Annotated in this window: 12 protein-coding genes; 7 read left to right on the forward strand and 5 right to left on the reverse strand. The window is 57.4% G+C overall.

Annotated features, from left to right (window positions below; all coding sequences use genetic code 11):
* Positions 1-36 precede the first annotated feature (36 nt).
* The 5 genes from AC1RN6_RS21155 to AC1RN6_RS21175 form a co-directional block, all read right to left on the reverse strand.
* Positions 37-3,795, reverse strand: coding sequence for a DUF748 domain-containing protein (locus AC1RN6_RS21155; RefSeq protein ID WP_493007421.1), 3,759 nt, complete (start codon positions 3,793-3,795; stop codon positions 37-39).
* 131 nt (positions 3,796-3,926) lie between these two features.
* Positions 3,927-4,586: an HAD family hydrolase gene (locus AC1RN6_RS21160; protein ID WP_493007422.1), complete on the reverse strand. Its 660-nt coding sequence runs from the start codon at positions 4,584-4,586 to the stop codon at positions 3,927-3,929.
* 65 nt (positions 4,587-4,651) lie between these two features.
* Positions 4,652-5,347: a bifunctional 2-polyprenyl-6-hydroxyphenol methylase/3-demethylubiquinol 3-O-methyltransferase UbiG gene (gene ubiG, locus AC1RN6_RS21165; protein WP_493007424.1), complete on the reverse strand. Its 696-nt coding sequence runs from the start codon at positions 5,345-5,347 to the stop codon at positions 4,652-4,654.
* Between the two features lie 111 nt (positions 5,348-5,458).
* Entirely contained in the window at positions 5,459-6,079 is a 621-nt protein-coding gene (ompA, locus tag AC1RN6_RS21170; RefSeq protein WP_493007425.1) for an outer membrane protein OmpA, read from the reverse strand.
* A 282-nt stretch (positions 6,080-6,361) separates the two neighbouring features.
* Positions 6,362-7,048, reverse strand: a complete 687-nt coding sequence (locus AC1RN6_RS21175; protein ID WP_493007426.1) for an OmpA family protein — start codon at positions 7,046-7,048, stop codon at positions 6,362-6,364.
* Positions 7,049-7,379: 331 nt separating this feature from the next.
* On the opposite strand from AC1RN6_RS21175, the gene gyrA reads away from it, so the two are divergent.
* The 7 genes from gyrA (at position 7,380) to cmk (ending at position 16,742) form a co-directional block, all read left to right on the forward strand.
* Positions 7,380-10,055, forward strand: a complete 2,676-nt coding sequence (gene gyrA / locus AC1RN6_RS21180; protein WP_493007427.1) for a DNA gyrase subunit A — start codon at positions 7,380-7,382, stop codon at positions 10,053-10,055.
* A gap of 190 nt (positions 10,056-10,245) precedes the next feature.
* Positions 10,246-11,343: a 3-phosphoserine/phosphohydroxythreonine transaminase gene (serC, locus tag AC1RN6_RS21185; protein ID WP_493007428.1), complete on the forward strand. Its 1,098-nt coding sequence runs from the start codon at positions 10,246-10,248 to the stop codon at positions 11,341-11,343.
* 135 nt (positions 11,344-11,478) lie between these two features.
* Positions 11,479-12,552: a prephenate dehydratase gene (gene pheA, locus AC1RN6_RS21190; protein WP_493007632.1), complete on the forward strand. Its 1,074-nt coding sequence runs from the start codon at positions 11,479-11,481 to the stop codon at positions 12,550-12,552.
* A 28-nt stretch (positions 12,553-12,580) separates the two neighbouring features.
* Positions 12,581-13,687, forward strand: coding sequence for a histidinol-phosphate transaminase (gene hisC, locus AC1RN6_RS21195; protein WP_493007429.1), 1,107 nt, complete (start codon positions 12,581-12,583; stop codon positions 13,685-13,687).
* A gap of 12 nt (positions 13,688-13,699) precedes the next feature.
* Positions 13,700-14,596, forward strand: a complete 897-nt coding sequence (locus AC1RN6_RS21200) for a prephenate dehydrogenase (protein ID WP_493007431.1) — start codon at positions 13,700-13,702, stop codon at positions 14,594-14,596.
* Positions 14,597-14,703: 107 nt separating this feature from the next.
* On the forward strand, positions 14,704-16,035 hold the full coding sequence (gene aroA, locus AC1RN6_RS21205) for a 3-phosphoshikimate 1-carboxyvinyltransferase (protein ID WP_493007433.1): 1,332 nt from the start codon (positions 14,704-14,706) through the stop codon (positions 16,033-16,035).
* A 44-nt stretch (positions 16,036-16,079) separates the two neighbouring features.
* Entirely contained in the window at positions 16,080-16,742 is a 663-nt protein-coding gene (gene cmk, locus AC1RN6_RS21210; RefSeq protein WP_493007434.1) for a (d)CMP kinase, read from the forward strand.
* Positions 16,743-16,901: the final 159 nt, after the last annotated feature.

Raw genomic sequence — 16,901 nt, forward strand, 5'->3', positions numbered from 1 at the left:
AAGGAGGATGCCGGCAAGCCATGTTGTTTTGGTTCTTTATTGCTGCAACGTCAGTTCGACGCGGCTGGTTTGTCCCTTGTCCTTGATGCCTTCGGCATTGAGCTTGGGCGCGATCAGGTAAATGCGATCCGCCGAGATGATGCTCTGGTCTTGCAGGTAATTGCGGACCAGATCTGCACGGCGTTGCGCGAGGTTACGCAGGTCGTCTTCCGTGATCGTGGTGTTGTCGACGATCAATTTCTGCATTTCTTCCGGGGGCAGCGACTTGGTCAGGCCCACCATGTTGCGCGGCTTCTTGAATTTTTCGTCCTTGTAGACCTTTTCCATGTACTTGGTGCGTTCGCTATCGGAGATATCGAGATCCTTGCCGGAGGGTTGGCCTTCTTTCTCGATGATGTCCTTGCGTTTCATTGCGCGCATTTTGCGGTTCAGGAGCTCCTTGCGCAGGCCGACGTCGTCGACAGCGGGGTCAGCGCGACCCATGACGTCGATCTTCAGGGCAGGGCGCTGATGCAAGGCGTAGCCGAGGGTGTCGAGCTTCTTGCGGATGTCGTCGGTCAGTTCGGACGAGCCGGGTTCGAACTCTATGTAGCTGAGCTCACCGGCGCTGTCGTCGCCGAACATCGAGCTGATCAGCGCAAACGGCGAGGTGACGGCCTTGACGATCAGGTTGACGAAAACGCGCATGATAATGCCGCCGATTGAGAATTGCGGATCGGACAGCGAGCCGGAAATCGGCAGGTTGAGGTTGATGGTGCCGTTGCGGTCCTTGAGCAGAGAGACGGCGAGCATCACCGGCAGCTTGGTGACGTTGGGGCCATCCACGTGATCACCGAAGGTCAGTTGCTCGATGCGCACGTCGTTTTGTGCGACCAGTTTGTCGTTTTCAATCTTGTATTGCACATCCATCGACAGCTTGCCCTTGGTGATCGGGTAGCCGGCGTACTTGGCGGAATACGGCGTCAGGCGCGGCAGTTGCACGCCGTTGGCGCTGGCTTTGACGTCGAGGAACATCGGCTTGAACAAGGGATTGAGTGAGCCGGAGATTTGCAGCGGCGCGTCGTTGTCGATCTTGCCGCGCAGGTCGATGGTGGCTGGTTCAGGCTTGTCGGAAGCGATGCTGCCGATGGTGCCGCCCATACCGGTCATGTTGGCGGTGTAGTTGGGTTTGACGAAGTTGTCGGTGAAGTTGATGTTGCCGCCTTGCAGGACCGTCTGGCCGATGCGCACGACCGGTGCATTCGGATCAGGTGCGGCGGGGGTGACCGGTGCTGTCGATGTGGTGGTCTTGGCGACGGTGGTCGAAGGTTTGCCGTCGGCGCTGGCTGGTGTAGTGACGGAGTTCGGCGGCTGATCTTTGGAGACGACGATGTCTTGCAGATTCAGCTTGCCCTGATCGGACAGGATGGCGCGGGCGTAAAAATCGGAGAGAGCGATCTTCTCCAGCGAGACCACCGGTTTGCCGCCAACTTTTGCATTGATACCTTGCAGATTCAGCGTTCTCCAGCGCAGGAAGTCGGTGGAGGTCTGCTTGTCGAGCACGCGGAAGTTGTTCAGGCTGGCCGAGCCGTTGTATTGCAGCGCCAACGCCTGCTTGTTGATGGGCGGCGTGAGCGCGAGTTTGCCTTTTGTGCTCAGCGTGCCGCTGGTGAGTGTGACGTTCAGGTAGTCGGTGAAGTAGGTCTGGAACGGTGCGATCGGCAAGTTCTGCGCGTCCAGTACGAGGTCGACGGTCTTCAACTGCGGTGCCGCCTGACCGGTGACGTTGAGCTTGCCGTTCTTGTTGAGCTTGGTTTGCAGCGAGATCTTCGTGGTCTGATCCAGTTGGCTGGAGAGATTGTCGATCTTCAGATTGAGGCCTTCGGCGCGCAGCTTTTGCGTCGGCGTGGTGCCGCTGTCTTCGTAGACGATGGTGCTGTCGGTGATGGCGAAACTGTTCAACTTCGCTTGCCATGCTGCGGCGTTTGCGCTGGCCGGTGTTGCAGTCTTTGCAGGTGTGTCGGCCTTGGCGGATGCATCCGCTGCTGTGGCCGGCTTGCCAGATGTGCCGGATGTGGCGAGCAAGTCTTGCAGGTTCAATACGCCCTTGGCGTCGCGTCGCAGATCGCCGTTCAGGCCGACGATGCGGAACGCCTCTGCTTCCGCCTTATGCGCTTGCAGGTCGATCGATGCATTATCCAGGGCGATGGTCTTGGCGCCAATGACACTCGCAGCGGATTTGACTTTGGATCCCAGTTTCAGATCGCTCACCTCGATACCGAGCTTGCGGAGGTTGATCTGGCCGCCGGCGATTTGTACATCGGTCTGGCCTGAGACCTTGCCGCTGAGTGCGCCGTTGAGGGAGCGATTGAGGTAATTCTGATAGCCGCTCAGCTGTACGGATTTCAGCGTGGCATTGCCGTTGACGCTACCTTTAAGTGGTGCGACTTCACCGGTGAAGCCGATTTCGCCATGACCGTTTTCTATGAGCGACAAAGCGATCTTCGCTGGCTTGGCATCGGCGACGGTGGAAACTTCTTCGGCGTCGACGGTGATTTTTTCCAACTGCACAATCTGGCGCGGCGAGGCGTTGGTGTCGTCCGTCCATTTTACGCTGCCGTCGCGCACCATCAATTTACGGACGGTGATGGCCGGTGCAGTTGCGGCCGGTTTCGTGTCTGCAGCCGCAGGCGTGGCTGCTACAGGAGCAGCGGTCGGCGCTGCAGCCACGGGTTTGACATTGCCCTGAGGGGGTGTCTTCTTTGCAGCAACAGGTCTGGTGTTGTTCTTGCCGATGCGGGTCCAGTTGATTTCGCCCTTGCTGTTCATCTCAGCCCATATTTCGGGCTTGCTGATGGTGATTTGGTCGATAACGCCACTGAGTTTGACGAGGTCGAGCTTGTTGAGCTTTGCTGAAATCGAACTGGCTTTCAGCAATTGCGCCGCATTTTTTTCCTGCACTGAGATATCTGCCAGCGTCACGTCGCCATCGAGCGCAATTTGCGGTTTGTCCTTGTCGCGGCTGAAGGTGAGGTCCAGTTGCGTGGTGAGTTTGGCGCTTTCCAGTTTGACGGGCAGCGCAACCGGGACGAAGGGGACGTAGCTCGCCAGATCCAGCTTGTCGATGTCGATGGCCAGCGTGGTATCGAGGGAGCTGGCAAATGGTTTGCTGCGTCCCTTGAGCGAAAACGGCGTGCCGTTGACGCTCATCGACAAAATGGGCTGGACGAAGGTATCCACATTGCGCGGCAGGTTTGACACGAACGGCACACCGATGTTGAGTGTGCGGATGTCGATGGTTTTGCCGGTGACCTTGTCGTCGAACAGGATGGCGCCGTTTTGCAATTGCAGATTGGCCAGCGAGAAGAAGGTTTCTCCTTCGCTCTTTGGCATGGCGAGAATGCGATCAATGATGTCGGAGAAGTTGTAGCGGCCGATGCCCTCATCGCTCAGGCGGACGACGTGGAGCTTGGGCTCGGTGAGCTTCACTTCGTCCAGAATGGCGGCCAATCGCGGCAGAGATGTCGCCGAGGCGTTGACGACCAGTTCTTTGGCGCTGAATGCGGCGGTTTTCTGATCAGGTTCGTAGAGTGTGACGTCATGCACGCGCAGGGCGAGGATGAAGGGATTGAAGCTGACTTCGCCGATGTCGAGCTTGCGGCCGATTTTCGCCAGCGTCTGTTCGGCGGCGATTTTCTTGACCAGAGACGGTAGTGCCAGCCAGCTGACTAATGCGAGCAGCAGCAGAACGGTGATGGTGTATGCGGACCAGCGCAGTGTGCGCAGTTGCCAGGCAGGACGGGGATGATTCGCCATGATCGTTTCCTCGTGGAGAAGTGCGTTCGCGGCAGGCAAACGCCTTCAATATATTTTGATGTGGCCGGAAATCGGATGGAAGCCGGCTTCCGGCTGCGCTGCAAGAGATGCGACGAATGAAACTATCGTGATTATGGCCTGATCAGGTCAAGCAGGTGCAGCGGGTCGTGCAACAACGCATCAGCTTCCCATGATGCCGGCTCCGCATGGCCGCAATAGCCCCAGGCGGCAGCCACGGTTTGCATGCCGGCGGCGCGTCCGGCCTGGATGTCGCGCAGGTCGTCACCGACGTACCAGCAATCCTCCGAAGGCAATTGCAGACGGCTCGCGGCCTCCAGCAGCGGGGCAGGGTGCGGTTTGGTATGTGGCGTGGTGTCGCCGGAGACGACGCAGCCGGCGTGACCCAGGCCGATCTGCGGTACCAGCGGATCGGTGAAGCGGGATGCCTTGTTGGTGACGATGCCCCAGGCCAGGCCTTGGGCTTCGAGCTGTTTCAACAGATCGGGGATGCCGTCGAACAGTTTGCTTTTGACGACCAGATTCGCTTCGTAACGGTTCAGGAAACTGACGCGCAATTCTTCATAGGCTGCGTCATCTGGTTTGATGCCGAAAGCGGCGCCGATCAGACCGCGCGCACCGGCCGAGGCGACAGGGCGCAGCAACTCATAGGGTGTCGGCTCCAGGCCGCGATCGGCGCGCAATGCATTGACCGCTTCGGCGAGGTCCGGGGCAGTATCGGCGAGGGTGCCGTCGAGGTCGAACAGGATTGCACGTGGCTTCTTCAGAGGCATTGTAGATTTCTGCTGTTGTTATATGGACGTGGCCGGGGTTGGTCCGGCCACGTATTTGCCAGCTGCTACAGTGGTTTGCGGCAAGCCACCATGTAGTTGACGCTGGTGTCCTGGTTGATCGAATACAGTTTGGTCAGCGGATTGTAGGAAAGACCTTTGAGGCCGTCGAGTTCCAGATCTGCTTCGCGGATGAAGCGCGCCAGTTCGGCCGGGGTGATGAATTTTGCATAGTCGTGCGTGCCTTTGGGCAGCATGCGCAGCAAATACTCTGCGCCCAGAATCGCGAACAGGTAGGCTTTCGGATTGCGGTTCAAGGTGGAAAAGAACACGTGACCGCCGGGTTTGGCGAGGGCAGAGCAGGCGCGCACAATGGAGGCCGGATCGGGAACGTGTTCCAGCATCTCCATGCAGGTCACGACATCGAATTGTCCGGCTTCGCGCGCAGCGAGGTCTTCTGCGGCAATTTTCTCGTAACGGACTTGCACGCCGGATTCCATGCCATGCAGGTCGGCAACTTTCAGTGCCTTTTCTGAGAGATCGATACCGGTGACCTTAGCGCCTTTGCGCGCCATGGATTCGGCAAGGATGCCGCCGCCGCAGCCGATATCAACCACATTCTTGCCGGGCAAGGCCGCTCGGGCATTGATCCATTCGAGGCGAAGCGGGTTGATTTCGTGCAAGGGACGAAATTCGGAAGTGGGATCCCACCAACGATGGGCGAGATCGCTAAATTTTTGCAGTTCTAGAGGATCGGCATTCATAAGGTGAATGATAGCCGAAGCAATTGGCTTGCTGTCCGACACAAAACAAATTTCCATAAAAAAACCCCGCCGAAGCGGGGTTTTTTTCGATTGAAAATCTCGTGCTGGCAATTACTTGTTACGTGTGCCAACAACTTCGATTTCAACGCGGCGGTTCTTAGCGCGGCCAGCTGCAGTCTTATTGTCTGCGACTGGTTGCGATTTGCCCTTACCTTCAGTGTAGACACGGTTAGCTTCGACACCCTTGGAAACCAGGTATGCCTTGACCGATTCAGCGCGGCGGACGGACAGTTTTTGGTTGTAAGCAACAGAACCGACGGAGTCAGTGTGGCCGACAGCAATGATAACTTCCAGGTTCAGACCGTTCAGGTTAGCAACCAGCTCGTCCAGCTTAGCCTTACCAGCTGGCTTCAGGACTGCCTTGTCGAAGTCGAAGAATGCGTCAGCAGCGTAAGTAACTTTTTCCGATGTCGGAGCAGCAGCAGGAGCAGCGGCTGGAGCAGCAGCAGGAGCGGCAGCAGCAGCAACCGGAGCAGGTGCTTCTTCGCAAGGGCCGTTAACAAATGCAGTTTGCCAGCACAGACCGAAACCGCTGCGGGTTACAACGTCACGACCGTCTTGCAGGTACAGGCTGTTTGGACGGACCTTGATGTCCTTGATTTCCTGTGCAGTCGCAGACAGAGCGATGGCTGCGGACGCAGCAGCGAAGACGAGTTTTGCTAATTTGTTCATGTTTCTCCTCTCGGGTGAGATATCCGCAGATAAACTGCGCTACAAAATTACGACATCAAAAAAACGAATAATATCATGTGTTCAGGTCGTCACACGCCCCTTTGCAGGGGACCGTGCAATGAACTTAGCCGCCATTCTGCCACAGGCTGGTGCAATCAGCGAACGTTGCCAAATAGTCCAATCAACGTTTTTAACACTCTGTTGTTTTTTGGTAACAAGAGGTTTACCTCTATGAACATGCTATGTGAGTTGCCAAAAAAACTAATTTTTGCGTAAAAAACCTTATTTTTCATGCCCTTGCACAGAAATAACCACACGCCGGTCAGGTGATAGGCAGCTTGTTAATTTCTTTTTGGCAAGACTTTCGCTGCAGTCGCTGATCGGTTCATTATTGCCGGCGCCGATGGTTTGGATCGGTGCGGAAATATTTTTGCTCTTCAGAAACGCCGCGACGGCTTCTGCTCGTTTGAGTGAAATTTCCTGATTATGTTTCTGAGCGCCAAGGCGGTCTGCATGACCGGTCACGATAATGCTGTCAATCTGACCGCATGCTTTCAGCTTTTCGGTCACCTCCTGATTCAGAACGTTGGCGGCGGCGCTATTTAATCTGGCCGTGCCGAAGCCAAAGGTCTGGTCGCCACTCAATGTGACGGTGAAAGTGCAATTCGCCCTGTCACCCTGCATGCCCTGGCCAACAGGGCCAACTGCCATCGGATTGCTGACCAATGCCGGTGCAATCGGATTGGCGACCGGCGGTTGCAGATCGCCGTCGCAGCCCGTGACGGAATTGGAGGGAGTCCAATATCCCGTGCGCCAGCAAAGCCCATATTGGCTCCGTGCAACATTGCCCTGATTGTCCTGGTTATAAGCGGACGAGGCGGGCGTTGCAGGGATGTTGGTGACGTTCTGCGCGCCGACGGTGGCGGCGAAAAGGCAGAGCAGGAATCCGGTGGTAGATTTATGTGACATATTAATTAGTATGTTGAAGCAGTTGCGAGACGAATTATTTTAAGGTCGGACTGTAAGGCGCTTGCAAGTGCCTTACAGGCCGTAAGGAAACGTGCCTCTTGCTTCAAATTCGCAAGTTTTTCTATGGAGGGCTCGCATTTTAATCATATTTGCCGCCTTGCCTCCAATTGTTTATGCCGGCCGCTGCATATTGCTCCAGAGCTAAAACCCGTGGCAACAAGGCTCGGCGTGCTAGAATGCTTGGTTTAAAGTCGCTACCCGCTATGGACGTTTCTAGCATGCTGTTGCGGGTCTGATTTACCAACCAAGATCAATACCTTCCGACTTGCCAATGGATCAATTCGCCAAAGAAACCATCCCCATTTCCCTTGAAGAAGAGATGCGCAAGAGCTACCTCGACTACGCGATGAGCGTGATCGTGGGCCGTGCTCTGCCGGACGTGCGTGACGGCTTGAAGCCGGTGCATCGCCGCGTGCTGTTTGCCATGCACGAGATGAACAATGTCTGGAACCGCCCGTTCGTGAAGTGTGCGCGTGTGGTCGGTGAAGTCATGGGTAAGTATCACCCGCACGGCGACGCTTCGATTTACGACACGCTGGTGCGTATGGCGCAGGATTTTTCGCTGCGTTACATGCTGGTTGACGGCCAGGGCAACTTCGGTTCGATCGACGGCGACGGCGCTGCGGCGATGCGTTACACCGAGTGCCGCCTCGACAAGATCGCCAATGAGCTGCTGGCCGACATCGAAAAAGAAACCGTTGATTTCGATCCCAACTATGACGGCAAGGAAAAAGAACCTTCGGTTCTGCCGACTCGCATCCCCAATCTGCTGATTAACGGTTCGTCCGGTATCGCGGTGGGTATGGCGACCAATATTCCGCCGCACAACATCACCGAAGTCATCAACGGCGCGTTGCACGTGTTGTCGAACGCCAATTGCACCGTGGATGAGCTGATCGAGCTGATTCCTGCACCGGATTTCCCGACGGGCGGCATCATCTATGGCGTGTCCGGCGTGCGCGATGGTTATCGCACCGGTCGCGGTCGTGTGGTCATGCGCGCCAAGACGCATTTCGAGGAGTTCGGCCGTGAAGGCCGCACCGCGATCATCGTCGACGAGCTGCCGTATCAGGTGAACAAGAAGGCCTTGCTGGAACGTATCGCCGAGCTGGTGCGCGACAAGAAGCTGGAAGGCATTTCCGACCTGCGCGACGAGTCCGACAAGTCCGGCATGCGCGTCGTCATCGAACTCAAGCGCGGTGAAGTGCCGGAAGTCGTGCTGAACAATCTGTACAAGCAGACGCAACTGCAAGACACCTTCGGCATGAACATGGTGGCGCTGGTGGATCGCCAGCCCAAGCTGCTGAACCTGAAGCAGATGCTTGAATGCTTCCTGTCGCATCGCCGTGAAGTCGTTACCCGCCGCACTATTTTCGAACTGCGCAAGGCACGCGAACGTGGTCACGTGCTGGAAGGTCTGGCGGTTGCACTGGCCAACATCGATGACTTCATCGCGATCATCCGTGCGGCGCCGACGCCACCGGTGGCAAAGACCGAACTGATGGCGCGCGCCTGGGATTCTTCCATGGTGCGCGAGATGCTGGCGCGTACCGGCGCAGAAAACACCGGCGGCATCAACGCCTTCCGTCCGGAAAATCTGCCGACGCACTACGGTATCCAAAACGACGGCCTGTACAAACTGTCCGACGACCAGGCGCAGGAAATTCTGCAAATGCGTCTGCAACGCCTGACCGGTCTGGAGCAAGACAAGATCGTCAACGAGTACAAGGAAGTCATGGAGCAGATCGCCGACTTGCTGGACATTCTGTCCAAGCCGGCTCGCGTTACTGCCATCATCACCGACGAACTGAACGCCGCCAAGAACGACTTCGGCATCGGCGCCAAGGACGAGCGTCGTTCGACCATCGAACTCAACGCGACCGACCTCGGCACCGAAGACCTGATCACGCCGCAAGATCTGGTCGTGACCCTGTCGCACACCGGTTATATGAAGTCGCAGCCGGTCTCCGAATACCGTGCGCAAAAACGCGGCGGCCGCGGCAAGCAAGCCATGGCCACCAAGGATGACGACTGGATCGACCAACTGTTCATCGCCAATACGCACGATTACATCCTGTGCTTTTCCAACCGCGGCCGCATGTACTGGCTCAAGGTATGGGAAGTGCCGCAAGGCTCGCGCAACTCGCGCGGCAAGCCGATCGTCAACATGTTCCCGCTGCAAGACGGCGAAAAGATCACGGTCATCCTGCCGGTCTCCGGTGAGAACCGTACTTTCCCCGAAGACCGTTACGTCTTCATGTCGACCAGCCTCGGCACCGTCAAGAAGACGCCGCTGTCCGACTTCAGCAATCCGCGCAAGGCCGGCATCATCGCGGTCGACCTCGACGAGGGTGACTTCCTGATCGGCGCTGCGCTGACTGACGGTCAGCACGATGTCATGCTGTTCTCCGATTCCGGCAAGGCGGTGCGCTTCGACGAAAACGATGTACGTCCGATGGGCCGTACGGCACGCGGCGTGCGCGGCATGAATCTGGAAGACGGTCAGCAAGTCATCGCCTTGCTGGTCGCCGAAAACGAACAGCAATCCGTCCTGACGGCAACTGAAAACGGCTTCGGCAAACGTACGCCGATCACGGAATACACCCGCCACGGCCGCGGTACCAAGGGCATGATCGCGATCCAGACCAGCGAGCGCAACGGCAAGGTTGTTGCGGCGACGCTGGTGGAAGCCAGCGATGAAATCATGCTCATCACTACCGGTGGCGTGCTGATCCGCACCCGGGTCGCGGAAATCCGCGAAATGGGGCGTGCAACGCAAGGCGTGACGCTGATTGCGGTGGAAGACGGTACCAAGCTGAGCGGCCTGCAGCGTGTGGTTGAGTCTGACGCTGAAGAAGACAAGGCGGAAGACGATGTCGACGGTGCGGTTGATTCCGAAGGCGGTGATGCAGCTGCCGCCGGAGAAGGCGACGCGCCTGCGGAATAAGCCGGGTTGAACAGAAAATGACCGGCTGATGGCCGGTCATTTTCATCCTGTTGCGTTTATTCGCTTCATTTTGTTCTATTTGTTTGTTCCGCTAGCTTGTTCTGCCTGTTTGCCCAGTCTTCTGTTTCTGTCTTTTCTGCTTGCGCTCTTGTATTGTTGCTTCGTCTTTTCTTTATTTCTACCCTGGATCATGGTCTACAATTTTTCCGCTGGCCCGGCCGTATTGCCGAAAGAAGTATTGCAGCAAGCTGCTGATGAAATGCTGGACTGGCACGGTAGCGGCATGTCCGTGATGGAAATGAGTCATCGCGGCAAGGAATACATGTCGATCATAGAAGCAGCATTGCGCGACATGCGCGAGCTGTTTGCAGTCCCCCCCAATTACAAGATCCTGTTCCTGCAAGGCGGCGCCATCGCCGAGAACGCCATCATTCCGATGAATCTGGCGGCTCTGCGCGGCGAGGCCGGCGTTGCTGATTACGTCAACACCGGTTCGTGGTCGACCAAGTCGATCAAGGAAGCGCGCCGTTATTGCGAAGTCAATGTCGCCGCATCGTCTGAAGCCGAGAAGTTCGCCAGCATTCCTGCGCGCGAGTCGTGGAAGCTGTCGCGCAACGCCGCTTACGTTCACCTGTGCACCAACGAAACCATCGACGGCGTCGAATACCAGTTCACGCCGGACGTCGCAGCCGATACTGACAATGCGCCAATCGTCGCCGACATGTCTTCGCACATTCTGTCACGCGCGGTGGATGTATCCAAATACGGCGTTATCTACGGCGGCGCGCAAAAGAATATCGGTCCGGCTGGCCTGACCATCGTCATCGTGCGCGAAGACCTGCTGGGCCACGCTTTGCCGATCTGCCCTTCCGCGTTCGACTGGAAGATCGTGGCTGACAACGATTCCATGTACAACACGCCGCCGACCTATTCGATTTATATCGCCGGACTGGTGTTCCAGTGGCTCAAGCGCCAGGGTGGAGTGGCTGAGATGGAGCGCCGCAATATCGCCAAGGCGGACTTGCTGTACAACTATCTGGACAGCACCGAATTTTATAAAACCCGCATTGCCAAGGATTGCCGCTCGCGCATGAACGCGCCGTTTTTCCTGCACGACGAGGCATTGAACGAGACATTCCTGACCGGCGCCAAAGAGCGCGGTCTGCTGCAGCTGAAAGGCCACAAGTCGGTCGGCGGCATGCGTGCATCGATCTACAACGCGATGCCGATTGAAGGTGTGCAAGCGCTGGTAACGTATCTCCGCGACTTCGAGCAAACTCACGGCTAAGAGGCCGCTGCAAAACAAATCTGGCGTTGTTGCAACGTCTTGCCGTGCTAGCGCACTGTTTGCGACGCTGCGCCTAGCCAGCTTTGCTTTGCAACAGCCTCTGGATGAGGCGAACGCGTAATAAGAAAGACTATGATGAGTGACGATAAACTCTTGCCCCTGCGTCAGAAGATCGACGCTATCGATGCGCAAATCCTCGATTTGCTTAATCAGCGCGCCCGTGTTGCGCAGGAAGTCGGCCATGTGAAGGCCGAAACCAATGCGCCGGTGTTTCGTCCTGAGCGTGAAGCGCAGGTGTTGCGCAAGGCTGCCGAGCGCAATCCAGGCCCGTTGCTGGGAACTGATATCCAGACCATTTTCCGCGAAGTCATGTCGGCTTGCCGCGCGCTGGAAAAGCGTGTGGTCGTGGCCTATCTCGGCCCGGAAGGCACCTTCAGCGAACAAGCCGTGTATCAGCAGTTCGGCCATGCCGTCGAAGGCTTGCCCTGCGTTTCGATCGACGAAGTGTTTCGTGACGCTGAAGCCGGCACTGCCGATTTCGGCGTGGTGCCGATCGAAAATTCTTCCGAAGGCGTGATCAATCGCACGCTGGATCTGTTGTTGCAGACCACGCTGCGCATCAGCGGCGAAATTTCGATTCCCGTGCATCACAGCCTGATGACTAAAGACGGCGGTATGCAAGGCATTACGCGCATCTGCGCGCACTCGCAAGCGCTGGCGCAATGCAATGCGTGGCTGAATCAGAACTACCCGTCGATTGAGCGTCAGGCCGTGGCATCGAATGCCGAAGCGGCGCGCATGGCCGGCGAAGATGTCACCGTGGCGGCTATCGCCGGGGAAATCGCCGGACAGAAGTACAGCCTGCAGACCGTCAACGCGCATATCCAGGACGATCCGCACAACCGTACCCGTTTTGCCGTGATCGGCCGCTTGCAAACGGCGCCGTCGGGGCGGGACCAGACCTCCATCGTGCTGTCGGTGCCGAACAAGGCTGGCGCAGTTTATAACCTGCTGGCGCCGCTGGCTAAGCACGGCGTGTCGATGACGCGCTTCGAGTCGCGCCCGGCCCGCATGGGCGCGTGGGAATATTATTTCTACGTCGATCTCGAAGGTCACGAACAAGACGAAAAAGTCGCCAAGGCCCTGGCCGAATTAAAAGAGAACGCTGCTTTCTTCAAGCTGCTGGGCTCTTATCCTTTCACTGTTTAAGTCATTCTAAGTCATTCGAAGGTTCATTATGTCGACACAATTTGGTCCGGAATACGTGCGCGCCCTCGCGCCCTATCAGGCAGGTAAACCGATCGCCGAAGTCGCGCGCGAGTTCGGCCTGGAAGAAAGCAAGATCATCAAGCTGGCATCCAACGAAAACCCGCTGGGCATGCCGGAATCGGCCAGGCTGGCTATGCAGAGGGCAGTTGCCGATATCGGCCGCTATCCCGATGCCAACGGCTTCGACCTGAAGGCGGCCATCAGCGCCAAGTACAACGTCCCGCAAGACTGGATCACGCTCGGCAACGGCAGCAACGATATTCTGGAGCTGGCGGCGCATGCTTTTGTGCAGCCGAATCAATCGGTGGTCTATGCGCAATACGGTTTCCTGGTCTACGCGCTGGCGACGCAAGCGGTGGGTGCACGCGCGATTGAAGTCAAGGCCAGGGATTTCGGTCACGACTTGCAAGCCATGGCGGCTGCCATCGCCGATGACACGCGGCTGATCTATATCGCCAATCCCAACAACCCGACCGGCACCTTCCTGCCGCCGGCAGAGCTGGATGCCTTCCTCAAGGCAGTGCCGCAGCATGTGGTGGTGGTGATCGACGAGGCTTACAACGAATACCTGTCGGCCGATCTGCAATACGAGTCCACCGACTGGGTCCGCACCTATCCGAATCTGATCGTCTCGCGCACCATGTCCAAGGCCTACGGTCTGGCCGGTCTGCGCGTCGGTTTTGCGATCGCGCAGCCGGGCGTGACCGATTTGCTTAATCGCATCCGTCAACCGTTCAATGTCAATTCGCTGGCACAAGCCGCTGCGGTCGCTGCGCTCAACGACAAGGCCTTCCTGCAAAAGAGCGCCGAAATCAATGCGCAAGGCTACAAGCAGCTGATCGCTGCCTTCGATGCGCTCGGCCTGAAGTATGTGCCGTCGTATGGCAACTTCGTGCTGGTCAAGGTGGGCGATGACGACGGCGCGGGTGCGCGCGTCAACCTGGCCTTGCTGAAGAAGGGCATCATCGTGCGCCCGGTCGGCAACTATGGTTTGCCGCAATGGCTGCGCATCACCATCGGCCTGCCAGAAGAAAATGCTGCGTTTATCGACGCATTGAAAGTCGTTCTGGGCTGAAGGCTGAGCATAGTGAAGAAAATTGTTGTCTTTGGCGTCGGTCTGATCGGCGGTTCGTTTGCACTGGCGTTGAAAAAGGCCGGAGCCGTAGAGCACGTGGTCGGTGTTGGCCGTACGGAAGCATCGCTGTCGCGTGCAAAGGAACTGGGCATCATCGACGAGCTCAGCACCAATGTCGCCGATGCCGTACAAGGTGCGGATCTGATCATGCTGGCGGCGCCGGTCGCACAGACCGGTGCGATTCTGGCAAGCATTGCGCCGCATCTGCAACCAGATACCGTCGTGACGGATGCCGGCAGCACCAAGGCTGATGTTGTTGCTGCAGCGCGTGAAGCTCTGGGCGACAAGATCGCGCAATTCGTTCCCGGGCATCCGATCGCCGGGCGCGAGCAGAATGGTCCGGATGCGGCTTTGGCAGATCTGTACGTGGGCAAGAAGACGGTGGTTACTTCCTTGCCCGAAAACACTGAGCAGGATATCGACCGTGTTGCGCAAGCCTGGCAGGCCTGCGGTGCAGTGATTCATCGCCTGAGTCCTCAGGAACACGACGCTGTCTTCGCATCGGTCAGTCATTTGCCGCACTTGCTGGCCTATGCGCTGGTGGACGACATCGCGTCGAAGCCGCATGCGCCGATTTTGTTTCAATACGCCGCCAGCGGTTTCCGCGATTTCACGCGCATCGCCGGGTCGTCGCCGGAGATGTGGCGCGACATTTCGCTCGCCAATCGCGCCGCGTTGCTGCATGAGCTGGATGCCTATCTGGTTCAGTTGATTCGCATGCGCAAGATGCTGGTCGAGCGCGACAGCGACGGTCTGGAAAAAATTTACGCAAATGCCCAGCAGGCACGGCACAATTGGTCTGTGGCGATCGAAACAGCCGAGCGGCAAAGCAAAGAGGGTGGCGACTAAGCTGCTTATATGCCTTCTGCGTCGTCATTGCCCGATTGCCGCAATTGCCGCGGTCCGCAATATCCCCGTTATTAATCCGCTATTAACCTGGTGAACCACGAATTCCGATGAAGCAAGCTTCCTATCCACATCACATCGATCTGGCGCCCGTCGCCCACGTACAAGGTACGGTCAAGTTGCCGGGTTCCAAGAGCATTTCCAATCGCATCCTGCTATTGGCCGCCTTGTCGCGCGGGACCACTAAGATCATGGATCTGCTGGCATCTGACGACACGCTGGTGATGCTGATGGCCTTGCAGCAGCTCGGCGTCAAATGGGAGCAGATCGACGGCACGCAGGATTACATCGTGCACGGCGTCGATGGCGTGTTGCCGGTGCACCAGGCGGATTTATTCATGGGTAACGCCGGCACCGCGATTCGCCCGCTGACGGCGGCGCTGGCGGTCATCGGCGGCGACTACACGCTGCACGGCGTGGCGCGCATGCATGAGCGCCCGATCGGCGATCTGGTGGATGCATTGAACGACGTCGGCATGCAGATCGAATACACCGGCAATGCCGGCTATCCTCCATTGCACATCCGCCGCGGCATGCTCAATGCGCATCGCATGAAGGTGCGCGGCAATGTATCGAGCCAGTTCCTCACGGCGCTGCTGATGGCTGCGCCCTTGATGGCCAAGAGCGAGCCGATGACGATTGAAGTCGTCGGTGAGCTGATTTCCAAGCCTTATATCGAAATTACCCTGAACCTGATGCGCCGCTTCGGTATCGAGGTGCAGCGCGACGGCTGGCAGTCGTTCACAGTTGCCGCCGGTCAGCATTATCAGAGTCCGGGAACGATTCACGTCGAAGGCGATGCATCTTCTGCATCGTATTTTCTGGCGGCCGGCGCGATTGCCGGCGGACCGATCCGCGTGGAAGGTGTCGGCAAGGACAGCATCCAGGGCGACGTACGCTTCGTCGAAGCCCTGCGTCAGATGGGAGCGACCATCACCATGGGCGACAACTGGATCGAAGCCTCGTCCAATGGCGTGCTGCAAGCCATCGATACCGACTTCAACCATATCCCTGACGCGGCCATGACGATTGCAGTGGCGGCTTTGTACGCCAACGGCACCAGTGTTTTGCGCAATATTGCCAGCTGGCGCGTCAAGGAAACCGACCGTCTGGCCGCAATGGCGACCGAACTGCGCAAGCTCGGTGCGACCGTGGAAGAGGGTGGGGACTATCTGAGCGTGACCCCGCCGGCCCAGCTGACGCCCGCGACCATCGATACCTACGACGACCACCGCATGGCGATGTGTTTTTCGCTGGCCTCGCTGGATGGTGTGGCGCGCCAGGGTACGCGGGTACGCATCAACGATCCGAAATGCGTGGCCAAGACCTTCCCGGACTACTTCCGGGTATTCGAACATATTGCCGAACAGACACTGATCTGATTCGCCAGAGTTTTTACTGATTTCACTGATAAGCGGGGATTCCCATGAACGCGGCAACTATTCCCGTTATTGCCATCGACGGCCCGACTGCCTCGGGCAAAGGTACGGTGGCGCAAAAAGTAGCGCAACATCTCGGCTTCCACTATCTGGATTCGGGGGCCTTGTATCGTCTCACTGCGTTGTCCGCGATTCGTCGCGGCGTGGCCATGAATGACGAGCATGGTCTGGCCAAGAGCGCAGAACATCTGAATTGCCATTTCGATGCCGGGCATATTTTTCTCGCCAACGAAGACGTCACACACGCGATCCGCGCGGAAGAGGTCGGTAATACCGCTTCAAAAATTGCCACTCTGGCAACGGTTCGCCATGCCTTGTTCGGCTTGCAGCTGAGTTTTCGCAAAGCGCCCGGCCTGGTTGCCGATGGCCGCGACATGGGGACGGTGATCTTCCCGCACGCCCCCTTGAAGGTCTTTTTGACCGCCAGCGTCGAAGCCCGGGCGCAAAGGCGCTATAAGCAATTGATTGACAAGGGTTTTCCTGCTAATATGGAAGACCTCTCGAAGGATTTGAGGGAGCGTGATGCACGGGATATGAATCGTGCGTCGGCGCCTCTCAAGCCGGCGGAAGGGGCATATCTACTGGATACATCCGACATGACAGCCGATGAGGCGGTCAAGCAGGTACTCAGCTGGTATGCAGCTTTATAAGCATTTGTTGCTGTTTTATCTGTTGTTTTTGCAATGCCATTGGTGCTCGCCAGATGCAAAGTCCGGCGAGTGTTGATAAACCTAAACCCAATATTCATCGCCCTTTGCGTGCATCATAAGCAGTCTGATTTCTGCAAATCGCGACCGGATACTGGCCAA

Source organism: Herbaspirillum sp. GW822-FHT03A08, from assembly GCF_058801885.1.